Below are 12228 nucleotides of genomic sequence, written 5' to 3'. Positions count from 1 at the left end.
CTAGATGCCTCCCCGTCGCCGCCAACACCCCCGACGGACCAAATCTTCTGGGTCGACCGCCTGCGTCGCCGCCTTTGCAGCCCCGCGCGGCAGCGGGCTGATCCGGCGGGCGCCCGCGCTCGCGGATCAGATCTCGCTTGAATTCAGCAAACGCTCAGGACAATTGAAGCGTCAGACGCCCGTTCGGGACAGCCATGTCGATGCCATCGATCAGTGACCGAGACGCGATGCCGCGCTTGCCGAGCACGCTGCAACCGTCTCGATCAGATGCGGCAGCGAGCCAGCCGAAGCGGTCGAGCTTCCACACCAAGATCATTTCACCGCGTCGCCTCGGCTGGGCCTGAGCGCTCCGCGTGGGCGCCGCAATCACAGTCCTCGAAGAGATCTCGGTGCAATCGGCCCTCGGCGAGCGCTGCAAGGCGGGATCCCGGTCCGGGGTGACATTCGTACAGACGCCCAAGTCCAATCCTTACAGCATTCCCATTCTCGGCGAGCCCGAGCGAGCGCACCGCACCACCGCCGGCGCTCGCCTCATCCCCAATCAGAAAACCTCGTCGAACCGGGCGAGGAAGTGACGCAGCACCGGGGGCTCGTACGAGAAGCTCAATCCTTTGAGCTCATCCGCGCGCCCGGCGACGGCGATCAGGCAATCCGCGACATAGTCCAGCTGATCATTGCTGTAGACCCGGCGCGGGATTGCAAGCCGCACGAGTTCCAAAGGCGAGGGCTTCTGGCGGCCGGTCGCGGGATCGCGCCCCATCATCAGCGAACCGATCTCGACCGCCCGGATCCCTCCCTCCAGATAAAGGGCGTTCGTCACCGCCTGTGCCGGGAAGCTTGCTGCGGGGATATGAGGCGCCAGCGCCTTGGCGTCGACGAAGACGGCGTGTCCGCCGATCGGCCTTTGGATCGGCACGCCGGCCCGCACGAGACGCTCGCCGAGATAGCCGACCTGGGCGATGTGATAGGTCAGGAAAGCCTCGTCGACGCCCTCATGCAGCCCGATCGCCAGAGCCGCCAGATCCCGCCCCGCGAGGCCGCCATAGGTGATGAAGCCCTCGAACGCCACGCACCGGATTCGAACGTCCTGGTAGAGCGGTGTGTCCTCTCGAAAGCAGCAGAGGCCGCCGATATTGACCAAGCCGTTCTTCTTGGCGGACAGGGTCATCACGTCGCCGTACTGGAACATCTCCTTCACGATGTCGGCGACGGACTTCTCCGAGAAGCCCTCCTCGCGATGCTTGATGAACCACGCATTCTCCGCGAAGCGGGCGGCGTCGATCACAACCGTGATGCCGTAGCGTCGGGCTATCTCGTATACGGCCCTCATGTTTTCCATGGAGACCGGCTGCCCGCCCACGCTGTTGCACGTGATCGTGACGACGATGGCGGCAATGTTCTCAGCCCCGTTCCCGACGATTTCCTCTTCGAGGCGACCGATGTCGAAATTCCCCTTCCACGCGTGGTCCGAACCTGTATCGAAAGCGGCATCGGTCACGACATTCACCGGCCGGCAGCCGTTCAACTCCACGTGGGCAGCGGTCGTATCGAAGTGGTAGTTCGAAAGAAATATCGGACGACCGCTTTCGCCTCGAGCGCGCATTCTCTGTGCGAGCGCGGAAAACAGGATGTTCTCGGCTGCCCTCCCCTGATGGGTCGGAACAAAATGGGAGTATCCGAAGAGGCTGTGAACCGACTCGGCCAGATGGTGGTAGCTCCTGCTGCCCGCATAGGATTCGTCGCCCAGCATGATGGCGGCCCATTGCCGATCGCTCATCGCGCCGGTCCCGGAGTCGCTCAGCAGGTCGATATAGATGTCGTCGCTCCGCAGCAGAAAGGGGTTGTTGCCGGCTTCCCGCAACGCGGCCCGACGGTGCTGGACAGTCGACGTCCGGATCGGCTCCACCATCTTGATTCGGAAGGGTTCGGGAATGCGGCGCATCGTCCCCTCGTACAATTTCCGGGTCAGACAGCCCGATGGATCAAGTGTTCGGCAGGCGGCCAAAAAGGAGCAGGGCGCTCCGCATGGGGGGACAGAGTGCCCTGCTCAGTGGCCACCAACGGCAAGGTCACGCTAGGTCCGGCAATTCCGCATCAGCAAATGAATAAAATTAAATTCAAATATGGTGACCAATCATGTCGAAGTCTTGGATCTCGATGATTACCCAGACGCCTGACGCGTGGGGACACGCCGGATCACTTCGATCTCCGGCCCGCGGTCGAGCTGGCATCTCACAACCACTCGAAGACCGGGCGGAGGCTCCGGCCCGGCAACCCGGACCGGTGTCTTCCATCGTCCTGCGCCAGCCTGCTCGCTCGACACGCTCTGTGCTCCCGCCCCACGGCCGTCGGCAGAAGCTGGACCATGCCGATGCAGACGCGCCGGCAGGTCGGGCCGGCCTCCCGGAAGGGCGATCACAACCGGCGTCCCCGCCGCCGGCGGATGCGGATCCGGGCGGAGCCGCCGGCCCACCGGTTCGCGACGGGGTTCGCCCGCTCCCCCCGGGCGACTGAGCCTGATCGGCATGGCGGTTCCGGCATACACTTTGTCAAGCATGACACTCGCGCTCCGTCATGCGCTTCACCATCCTTCCAGAGCATCTGTGCAAGGAGGGATGGCAATGGTGCGCGGCCTCGTTCTCGCTGCGGCGGTCTTCTGGGTCTCCCAAGTCCTTGCGGCGCCGCCTTCCCTTCCCTCGACCTTCCAGTCGAGGCTGGTCGACGTCGGAGGCGCTTCCATCTTCGTGCAGGTGGGTGGATCGGGAAGCCCGGTCGTGCTGCTCCATGGCTATGTGGAGAGCGGCGACATGTGGGGTCCGCTCGCGAAGGAACTGGCCTCGAGCCACACCGTCATCGTGCCCGATCTTCGCGGTCTCGGCCGATCCTCCCGACCGGGCGGTGGGTACGACAAGAAGACCGAGGCGCAGGACATCCACTCCGTCGTGACGGATCTGGGCTTTGACGAGGTCGCGATTGTCGGTCACGACCTAGGCGGGATCGTCGCCTACGCCTACGCCGCGCAGTACCCCGGCAAGGTGACGCGGCTGGTGTTCATGGAGGCGCCGATTCCGGGCGTCGGGCCGTGGACGGAGGTCGCAACCATGCCCGCGCTCTGGCACTGGTATTTCGGCGGCCCCGACGCCGAGCGCCTGGTCGCGGGCCGGGAGCGCATCTACTTCGATCACTTCTGGCGGTTCGCAGCCGACCCGTCCCGGATCGACGACGAAACCCGGGACCATTTCGCAAGCCAGTATGCGACGCCGGGAGCGATGCGCGCCGGCTTCGCCCAGTTCGCCGCCTTCGCCCAAGACGCCCGGGACAACCAGATCCTCGGCCGAGAACAGCTGACCGTGCCGGTCCTCGCGATCGGCGGCGAGGCAGCGTTCGGCTCGTATCCGGCCGCCTTCATGCGCGCCGTCGCCAGCGACGTCCGCGGGGTCGTCCTCCCGGACACCGGGCACTGGCTGATGGAGGAGCGCCCAGACGTCGTGGTCCCCCTCATCCGCGATTTCATCGACGCAGGCGCTCGCCAATAGCGTGTTTCCCACACGGGGGGATGGGCGCGGCGCGCACCGCCGGTCCAGCGGCGCCCGTCCCGGAGAGGCTCCGAGGCATCAACCGGCGACCTCGGGCCGGCTCGATGCCGAATGCACGCAGTCGCGTGCGATCACGAGGGCCGCGCGTCGGAGTCGCCCGCGCCCGCAAACCTCCAGCCTGTCGGCCCTGACGGGGATCGCGACCGTGAGCGACCGGCTGCCCCGCAAAGGGCGCACCAGAGGGTGGGCGACGCCCATCATGCCCAGGGCCGTCTGCGTTCGTCGCGGACGTAAACATCCTGAGCCTCGCGCAGCAGGCTCGCATGGAAGTCGGCTGCCCCCCGGCATCGAGTCGGCCACGCCGGCGGCAGCGACGGAACCTCTCGCCGGGGGTGTCCGCCATAAAGCGTCCACCGAGAAACGCTCGTCCACCACCTTGTGCTCCAGAGCGGGAGTCGCAGCCCGACATTCGGCGTCACGGGCGGCACCGTGCGTCCCTTCCGCGTCGTCACGATCACGATGTCGGGCCCGTCCGGCACCGATATCGTCACTCTGCCTCCGCCTCGGCGACCGCGGCGTAGGCCTTCGAAGACACCTTGAGACGCGAAGCGGAGACGTCTTGAGACGAGAAGCGCAAGCTCTCGAAGAAGCGGCAGGCAAGTTCCACCGGCCTGGGACCGGGCCCATATCCTCCGTCGGCGTCCCGCACGAGGCTCCCTTGCAAAGGGGGCCTCAGAGATGCCAGGAGATCCTCGCCGTCACCGGCTCGAGCGTGAGTTCTGCCGCCAGCGTCCTTGGCGGGGCGGTGTCCGGGCCTTCAGCCGGGCCAAGACCAATCGTCGAGCATCGCGATGGCAGTCATCTGGTCTTGTCCGACGCCGCGCCGTTCGACCGTCGCGAAGATGGCGGCCATCACGTTCAAGAAGGGCGCGCTTTCCTCGCCGCCAAGGGCCTGTTGCACATAGCTCAAATCCTGCGCCATCGGTCCCATCGGGAAAAGCGCCGGCCGATAGGCCCCTTGCGCAATCGAATTCGCCGCGAACCGCATGGCGGGACTACAGACGGGCGTCTCGAGCGCATTTTCGACGATCCGTCGCGCAGGCTCGCCCAGCCTCTTGAATGCCCGTTCGAACTCCGCGAGCGCGGTCACCTGAGCGGCGAGCAGCACGTTCACCGCCAGCTTCGTGGGTATTGCGGCACGAACCGAACCGCCACGCCTGTCCTGCGTCTCGTGCCTGACGGTGAACCGGCCATCCCCGGTCCATCCGCAGTCGTGGATGAGACCGAGGAAGGCGAGGGTCTCGAGGCGCCACGCCGTCGCCGGGCCAGTGCCGGGAGACGGCCGAGCTCGATCAAGCGGGTTTCGTCCCCGTGCAAACGGCGGGCCGAAGCGGGCCTGGTCTTTCTTGAGGTCGACCAGCATCCGCCTCGCTCTCGAAGCCCATCAGCGTCTCGTCGCGGAGGCGGACCGCCCCTCCGCCCCCAGGGAACCGGCGATGAGCCCGTCGCCTCGTCCGGCTCCTCCTCCCCTCCGGCCGCACGCCGGGCTGCCGCAGGAGGAATGGATCGGGGTCCCGTCGCGCGGCACGCCCCAGCCGGCGCATCAAGCCCCGCGCCTGAACCGCGCCGTTCCCCTCCCCCGGAGCCGCGACCCGCCCAGCAGCCTTGACGCGATCTGCTATGCCCCTTCCGCCACGGCGGCGGGGCGATGGAGGTCGGCATAGGAGCCGAACTCGATATCGTGCAGGATGCCGGGTCGAGAGGGTGCCCAGCCGAGCTCGTTTCGGGCCTTGGTGGAGATCACCCTGCTGTTGGACGCAAGGTCGATCCACCAAAAATCAAAGCCGCGAAAGGCGACGCCTTCGGCGACGGTCATGCTTTGCGTCCGCCCCCCAAATCCAAGCATGCGCGATACAGACTGGGCGATCGTCCGGATGCCCTCCTCGCCCGAAGCGACATTGTAGAGGGATCCCGACGGCGCTTTTTCGGCTGCGAGCAGATAGAGATCGGCGAGGTCGTCGATATGGACGTTGGACCAACGATTCTCGCCCCGCCCCAGATAGCGTCCGGCACCAGTTGCCTTGGAAATGTCGATGATCAGCGGGATCTGGATCGAACGGCCGCCGCCATAGGCCATGGAAGGGCGGATGACAATCGTCCGCGTGTCGCCCTGCGCAGCCTCGAGCACGGCCCTTTCGCTGTTCCATCGCCCGATCTTGTGATCGGTCAGGTCGGGCACGACGGTTTCGTCGTTGACGCTGCTGGACGGCTCGCCATCGGCCGCATCGGCATAGATGCCCGTGCCGCTGGTGTGCATGAAGACCGCCTTGCGGCCGCGCACCCCGTCGAGCAGCGCGCTGATGGAGCGAGGGTGATCGGCATCGGCGGCCTGGACCACGATGTCCGCGGCCCGCGCCTCGTCCCGCAGGAGGTCTGCGTCATCGAGCGTGCCCATGATGGGCTGCGCACCTGCCGCGAGCAGTGTCTCTCGCCCGGCTTCGCTCCTCACCAAGCCGTGCACGGTATGGCCGCTTCGCACGAAGCCGGCTGCGACCGCATGCCCGATATAGCCGGTTGCCCCAGTCACAAAGACACGCATTGAGCACCTCCAGGACCTTGTCCGCCGCATCATCCGGCAGGTGTGTGCGACCAAAATGTTCTATATATCGACTAACAGAACAGGGTTTTGAACACAATGTCTTTGGTTCGCGCCGCACAGGCTTTGCTGAATCACCGTCGTTCAATATATCGTTCGCTTCATCGACCCATGGTCAGCGGAAGAGGCAGGATCGCGATGACGGAACATGAGGAGGCCGCGGCCGAGCTCGATCGCGTCCCCGCCGTCACGCGCGCGGTCCGTCTCCTGGAACAGGTGGCATCGGCGCGGACGGGACAGAGCCTGTCCGAGCTTGCGCGGGCGCTCGATGCTCCGAAGTCGAGCCTTCTGAACATATGCGCGGCGCTGGTCTCCGAGCGCCTGCTCAGGCGCGATGAGGATGGCAACTACAGGCTCGGCCTCCGAGTCGCCGAGTTCGCTCGCGCCCAACTCTCCGGCCCGCGCAGACTGACGCGCATCGGCGTCGCAACGCAGGATCCCTGCAACCCGTTCTTCGTCGTCGAGGAGCAGGCGATCGTCGAAGCCGCCGCCGCCCGCAACATCCGCACCGTCGCCTTCAACGCGGAACAATCGCTGGCGAAGCAGATTGCGCAACTCAGGGAACTCGGCGAAGCGGGAGTGGATGCCGTCATCGTCGATGCGGTCGATTCGAACGGAGTCCTGCCCGGCATTCACGAGCTCCGGCAAAAGGGGATCCATGTCATTGCGGTCAACACAGGCGTCGCCGATTGCGACGCGTCGGTCACGACGGACAATGTGCTGGCCGGCCAGCTGATCGGCCGGTTCTTCAGCGAGACCGTCCCGGAGGGCGGCAGGCTCGCGATCGTCGGCGGCAACCCGGTCACCGCGGTCTCGGACCGCGTCATCGGCTTTCTGAGCGCCATACGCGAAGCCGAGACGCTGAGGGTGGTGGATCGTGTCGATGCGAACCAGACCGAGACCGGTGGCTACGAGGCGGCCAAGGCTCTGCTCGCCCGAAATCGCAAGCTGGACGGGATATTCGCCATCAACGATCCGACGGCGATTGGTGTCGCTGCCGCGCTGCGGGACGCAGGGCTCACCATCCCCATCGCCAGCGTCGACGGGTCGGCGGCCGTGGCGAAGATGATCGAGGACCGCAAATACATCGTCGCAACGGCGGCGCAGAGTCCCGCAAGCATCGGCGCCCTCGCGGTCGAACTGGCCGAGCGCCTCTTCTCGCATGGGTCGCTCGGCAACTGGTTCCATAAGCTGCCTCCGGTCCTGATCACCGAAAGCAACGCCAAGTCTTATAGACCTTGGAGATAGCGACACATGACAAAGAGCGCTGTGCCGGCTCGGACGAGAAAGGCCAAGGGCGGCCAGACGCCGATGGCGCCCGCGGTGCTGAAGGCCTGCGGCGTCCTGGCCGAAATCGCGCGCGCAACGGGACCGATGACGGCAGGAGACCTCGCGCGCCAGCTGGAGCTGCCGAAGAGCACCGTCGTGGATATTTGCCAGACGCTTGTCGAGCTTGACCACCTGCGCCGGGATCAGGATTTCCGCTTCGCGCTCGGCGGGAGCATGGTGCGGATCTCGCGCGGGCTGTTCCTCGGATTTCCATTGCTCGAGACATTCGATCGCGCGATCCAGGCGGTCGACCAGCCAAGCCATCGCACCGTTGTCATGGCGACCCTCGACGGCTCAGACATCGCGGTCACCGCCGTCCACCACGGGCGGATCGTGCTGCCCATCACCGCGACCGTCGGCCTCTATCTGCCGGCGTGGACGACGGCGTCCGGCCATGCGCTGCTGTCCGAGCACTCCATCGGGGAACTGTCCGGCCTCTTATCGGCGCCATCGGCGACGGCCATGGGCGTGCCCGGCGAAGTTCCGGCGGCAGAAGAGTTGTTCGAACGGATTGCCCGCCAAAAGGAGCGTGGCTATTTCGTCGATTTTCAGCAGACTGCGGTGGGGATGCGCGGGGTCAGTGCCCCCTTGTTCCTGCCGGGTGTCGACAAGCCGGTCGCTGCCGTCACAGTGGCAACGATCGACGAAACGGGCAGCGCCGAAGCCGAGATCGAGCTGCTCGGCGATATGGCGCGCCGGATTGTCCGCCAAACTATCCGGCTGTCGTCCGACGTCCGGAAGTGACCTGATCGCCTGTTAACGGGCCTCTCTCCCGAATCTGAAGGCGACGTCCGCAAGCCGCCGACTTCTTGCAGCCAATCGTTTCCCCGTTTCTGCGCCGGCGACAGCCTGCCGGCGGCAGCGTCCGCGTGCCACCGCGATGATGGCACAGGGGCAAGGCTCGGCTCGGATTGGGCTTGCAGATGTTCATCATATCGTCTAATAGAACGACATAAAGAACATAATTGATGCTTCAGCTTGGATGACGGGGAGGAGAGAGAGATGATCAGGACCTGGTGGACGAAGGCGTTGTGTTGCGCCGCAGTGCTCGCTCCATTGTCCGCTGTCGATGCGCCGGCACGCGCGGCGGAAGGCAGGACGCTCACCATCGGCATCATCGAGCTGTTCAGTGGCGAGTTCTTCACAGAGGCCCGGAAGGGCTATGAGGAGGCGGCCAAGCAGGACAATCTGGAATTGCTGGTCGAGAACGGCGATGGCGACGTCGCCACCGAAGCGAAGCTGATCGACATCTTCATCACTCGCCATGTCGACGCGATCTTGGTCTCAGTGCAGTCGCCGACCGGATCAATGGCCGCGTTGCGCCGGGCGAAGGAGGCCAATATCGCGGTGGTCTGCTACGATACTTGCGTCAACCCACCTGACGACAAGGCCCTAGTGAAGGCCTTCGTCACCAGCGACAATCGCGGCCTAGGTGCGACGACCGGTAAGCAGGTGGCCGACTATGTGCGCGCCAGGCTCGGCGGAAAGGCCAGGCTCCTCCTGCTGACCTGCGAGACCTTCGATGTCTGCAAGGCGCGCCGCCAGGGATTCGACGAGGCACTTGCCGGGCTCGATGTCGAGGTGCTCGACGCGCAGGAGGGGTTCCAGACGGACAAGGCGCGGCCATTGGCCGATGCGATGCTGACCGCGCATCCGGACGCGGACCTCTTCATGGCGTTCAACGACGGAGCGGCGATCGCTGCCGGACAAGCAGTGGGCGAGGCCGGTCTGGCCGGCAAGATGCCGGTCTTTGCGATCGACGTGAATCCGCAGGTGGCAGCCCTGATCGCCGATGCCGGTAGCGCGGTCGTGTGGACCACGGGCCAGGACCCCTACAGCATGGGCCGTATCGGAGTCGAGTTCGCGGCGCGGGCCGCTAGAGGGGTAACGATCAGTGACAAGGACTTCTATCAGTTCACGCCTTCGCCGACCTACTCCAAGAGCGATCCGAAGGCCGTCGAGGACTACATCAAGGCCCATTGACGGCGAAACGCCATGGGCCGCGTAGCAGCCGGGGCATTCTCGCAGCGCATCAGCGCTTCACCCGGGCGGGACGGCAGGCCGATCCGGAAGACGTGAGCAGGATTCCACAGCAATGGACATCGTGACGCCGACAACCACGCGATCGCCTACCGGCGGCGCCGAATGGAATCAGCCGCCAGTGTTAGAGGCGCGGGCGCTCAGGAAGTCGTACGGTCCGGTCGTCGCACTGGACGGGGTCGACTTCACGCTCCACGGCGGAGAGGTTCGCGCTCTGCTCGGCAAGAATGGTGCGGGAAAGTCGACCCTCGTCAGGCTCTTGGCGGGGGCGGCTCGACCTGACGCGGGCGAGATCGCGATCGCCGGTCAATCTGTTCGACTGATGTCCCCGGCGGATGCCCGCCTGCACGGAATTTCGACGGTCTACCAGGAACTGACCATCGTCCCGGAGTTGACCGTCGCCGAAAACATCTTCCTCGGACGGTGGGCTGCGGTGGCGGGGCGCGCGGGCTTCATCGACCACGGGCGGCTGAACAGCCGTGCCGAGGCGGTGCTTCAGCTTCTCGGCCTTGCGATCGCTCCGACAGCCCGGACCTCCGGGCTGTCGATCGCGCACCGCCAGGTGGTGGAGATTGCTCGGGGGATCGCGGGCGACCCGAGAGTCCTGATCCTCGATGAGCCGACAAGCTCGCTGCCGCCCTCGGAAGTCGATCTGCTGCTGAAGATCGTCGCCAGGCTTTCGGAGCAGGGGATTGCGATCGTCTATGTGTCGCACCGGATGGACGAGATTCCCCGCGTCGCGGACAGCATCACCATCCTCAAGGACGGTCGGCACGTGACGACGAGATCGACCCGGGAGCTGTCGACCAAGGACGTGATCCGGCTGATGACCGGTGGCTTCGAGGCGCCGCCGGCGCCCCGACCGTCAGCCGATCGCGGCGGTGACGCCGTCCTCTCGGTCACGGGATTGACCACGGCCAAGCTACGGGACGTGCATTTCGAGGCGCGCCGCGGCGAGATTCTCGGGCTCGCCGGGCTCCTCGGCTCCGGGCGGACCGAGCTGTTGCGGGCCATATACGGCCTCGATCCGGTTCTGGCCGGCGAGGTGCGGATCGCCGGTCGCCCAGCGGCGGGTGCGACGCCACGCGGCATGATCGCGCTCGGGGTCGGCTTCGCCCCCGAAGACCGCAAGCGCGAGGGTCTCGTCACCGGCATGTCGATCTCGGGAAACCTGGTCCTGTCGAGCCACGACAGGATCTCACGGTTCGGCTTCGTGTCTCCCCATGCGGAAGACCGGCTGTCGGGCGACGCTGTCAGACGGCTTTCGATCAAGCTGCAGAGCCTCCGGTCACCGGCCTCGTCGCTTTCAGGCGGAAACCAGCAAAAGGTCGTGCTCGGCAAATGGCTGAACGCCGGGATTTCCATCCTGCTGCTGGACGAGCCGACGCGCGGCGTCGACATCGAGGCCAAGAACCAGATCTACGCGCTGCTGCGCGAGCTCGCCGCGGAGAGGATGACCATCGTGGTGGCATCATCGGAAATCGAAGAGCTGTTCTTCATGTGCGATCGGCTGATCGTTCTGTCCCAGGGCAAAGTGGTTGCCGAGCGCAAGATCGGCGACACCGACCCGGAAGACACGATGCGTCTCGCCATGGAAGGGGTTGCGCTGTGAGCACCGTCCATCTCGGCCGCAGTGAGACGAAGCGAAGCAGCGCGCTGCGCAACCTCGCCGCCTCCGCGGCCAGCGGCGTCAAGGCTCATGGCGGGTTGCTCCTGGCGCTTGTGGTGCTGGTCGTCCTGTCCATGCTGCTTTCGCCGTATTTCGCCACGTACCCGAACCTGCTCAACATCCTGAGGCAACTTGCCTTCACCGGCATCATCGCGTTGGGGATGACGCTCGTCATCGTCGCCGGCGAGATCGACATCAGCGTCGGGTCGGCGATCGCCTTTGCCAGTTCGCTGCTCGGCGTCACCGCCATGCGCATGGGGCTTCCGCTCCCGCTGGCGGTCGTCCTGGTCATCGTGGCGGGAACGGCCGTCGGGCTCGCCGGCGGGGCCGTCCGCGCGTATGCGAATGTGCCGTCCTTCATCGTGACGTTGGCGCTCTATTCGGCGCTCCGCGGCGCGGCCTACCTGCTGACAAACGCCATTCCCATTCCGATCCTCGATCCGGCATTCCATTGGCTGGGGTCGGGCTTCATCCTCGGCCTGCCCGTGCCTGCCGTGCTCTTCCTGGCCCTCTTCGTCGTCTTCGCGGTCATCGCTCGGCGAACAACCTATGGCCGCTCCATCTACGCGATCGGCGGCAATGCCGATGCCGCCCATCTCTCCGGTATCCCGGTCAAGCTCGTCCGGACCTCCCTATTCGGCATCACAGGCTTTCTGGCGGCGGTGTCTGGCGTGCTGCAGTCGGCGCGTCTGGATGCCGGCAACGCCGGGTACGGGCTCGGCGTCGAATTCGCCGTGATCACGGCGGTGATCGTCGGCGGCGCCAGCCTGTTCGGGGGCAAGGGCACGATGCTCGGCACGCTGATCGGCGGCGTCTTCATCGCCGTGCTGAACAACGCCATGGTCCTGATCGGCGTCAATTCCTATGCGCAGTATGTGGCGAACGGCGCGGTCGTGCTCCTCGCGGTGATGGTCTCCAATTTGGAGCGGGACAGCCTGCTGCCCCGCGTCCTGTTGCGCCGGTTCGCAGGGCGCTCCCCGGGCCGACCGCGATGAGCG

The 12228-nt window shown here is 65.8% G+C and carries 10 protein-coding genes; 6 read left to right on the top strand and 4 right to left on the bottom strand.

All coding sequences use genetic code 11. From position 1 onward, the window contains the following. Positions 1 to 154: 154 nt before the first annotated feature. Both AAHM41_RS17635 and AAHM41_RS17630 read right to left on the bottom strand, forming a co-directional pair. Positions 155 to 310, bottom strand: coding sequence for a hypothetical protein (locus tag AAHM41_RS17635; protein WP_342237872.1), 156 nt, complete (start codon positions 308 to 310; stop codon positions 155 to 157). A gap of 231 nt (positions 311 to 541) precedes the next feature. Then, a complete protein-coding gene (locus AAHM41_RS17630) occupies positions 542 to 1942 on the bottom strand; it encodes a tryptophanase (protein ID WP_342237871.1) in 1401 nt (466 codons plus the stop codon). Positions 1943 to 2621: 679 nt separating this feature from the next. On the opposite strand from AAHM41_RS17630, the gene AAHM41_RS17625 reads away from it, so the two are divergent. Then, positions 2622 to 3536 carry an alpha/beta fold hydrolase gene (locus AAHM41_RS17625; RefSeq protein ID WP_342237870.1) on the top strand — a complete coding sequence of 305 codons (915 nt, stop codon included), beginning with the start codon at positions 2622 to 2624 and terminating at the stop codon, positions 3534 to 3536. 817 nt (positions 3537 to 4353) lie between these two features. Here the strand turns inward: AAHM41_RS17625 and AAHM41_RS17620 are convergent. Next, positions 4354 to 4959, bottom strand: coding sequence for a hypothetical protein (locus AAHM41_RS17620; protein WP_342237869.1), 606 nt, complete (start codon positions 4957 to 4959; stop codon positions 4354 to 4356). 255 nt (positions 4960 to 5214) lie between these two features. Then, positions 5215 to 6135 carry an NAD-dependent epimerase/dehydratase family protein gene (locus AAHM41_RS17615; protein WP_342237868.1) on the bottom strand — a complete coding sequence of 307 codons (921 nt, stop codon included), beginning with the start codon at positions 6133 to 6135 and terminating at the stop codon, positions 5215 to 5217. 195 nt (positions 6136 to 6330) lie between these two features. Between AAHM41_RS17615 and AAHM41_RS17610 the strand changes: the two genes are divergently transcribed. The 5 genes from AAHM41_RS17610 to AAHM41_RS17590 all read left to right on the top strand — a co-directional run bounded on the left by AAHM41_RS17610 (position 6331) and on the right by AAHM41_RS17590 (position 12225). Next, on the top strand, positions 6331 to 7440 hold the full coding sequence (locus AAHM41_RS17610; protein ID WP_342237867.1) for a substrate-binding domain-containing protein: 1110 nt from the start codon (positions 6331 to 6333) through the stop codon (positions 7438 to 7440). A 6-nt stretch (positions 7441 to 7446) separates the two neighbouring features. Continuing rightward, the gene (locus AAHM41_RS17605) at positions 7447 to 8265 is read left to right on the top strand and encodes an IclR family transcriptional regulator (RefSeq protein ID WP_342237866.1); all 819 of its coding nucleotides are present in this window, start codon (positions 7447 to 7449) and stop codon (positions 8263 to 8265) included. 258 nt (positions 8266 to 8523) lie between these two features. Then, positions 8524 to 9504, top strand: a complete 981-nt coding sequence (locus AAHM41_RS17600; protein ID WP_342237865.1) for a sugar ABC transporter substrate-binding protein — start codon at positions 8524 to 8526, stop codon at positions 9502 to 9504. Between the two features lie 112 nt (positions 9505 to 9616). After that, positions 9617 to 11173 (top strand): sugar ABC transporter ATP-binding protein, encoded by a 1557-nt coding sequence (locus tag AAHM41_RS17595; protein WP_342237864.1) that lies wholly within the window; start codon positions 9617 to 9619, stop codon positions 11171 to 11173. Continuing rightward, on the top strand, positions 11170 to 12225 hold the full coding sequence (locus tag AAHM41_RS17590; RefSeq protein WP_342237863.1) for an ABC transporter permease: 1056 nt from the start codon (positions 11170 to 11172) through the stop codon (positions 12223 to 12225). The genes AAHM41_RS17595 and AAHM41_RS17590 overlap by 4 nt, the downstream gene beginning before the upstream one ends. Positions 12226 to 12228 lie beyond the last annotated feature (3 nt).

The sequence above is a fragment of the Inquilinus sp. OTU3971 genome (assembly GCF_038440215.1).
Note: the sequence above shows the minus strand (reverse complement) of the source record. Positions and strands in the feature narration are given on the sequence as shown.

Excerpts from the sequence above, each read along its gene's own strand:
- AAHM41_RS17600 (WP_342237865.1), top strand. The coding sequence starts at position 8,524 with ATGATCAGGACCTGGTGGACGAAGGCGTTGTGTTGCGCCGCAGTGCTC.
- AAHM41_RS17620 (WP_342237869.1), bottom strand. The coding sequence starts at position 4,959 with ATGCTGGTCGACCTCAAGAAAGACCAGGCCCGCTTCGGCCCGCCGTTT.
- AAHM41_RS17625 (WP_342237870.1), top strand. The coding sequence starts at position 2,622 with ATGGTGCGCGGCCTCGTTCTCGCTGCGGCGGTCTTCTGGGTCTCCCAA.
- AAHM41_RS17605 (WP_342237866.1), top strand. The coding sequence starts at position 7,447 with ATGACAAAGAGCGCTGTGCCGGCTCGGACGAGAAAGGCCAAGGGCGGC.
- AAHM41_RS17615 (WP_342237868.1), bottom strand. The coding sequence starts at position 6,135 with ATGCGTGTCTTTGTGACTGGGGCAACCGGCTATATCGGGCATGCGGTC.
- AAHM41_RS17630 (WP_342237871.1), bottom strand. The coding sequence starts at position 1,942 with ATGCGCCGCATTCCCGAACCCTTCCGAATCAAGATGGTGGAGCCGATC.
- AAHM41_RS17595 (WP_342237864.1), top strand. The coding sequence starts at position 9,617 with ATGGACATCGTGACGCCGACAACCACGCGATCGCCTACCGGCGGCGCC.
- AAHM41_RS17610 (WP_342237867.1), top strand. The coding sequence starts at position 6,331 with ATGACGGAACATGAGGAGGCCGCGGCCGAGCTCGATCGCGTCCCCGCC.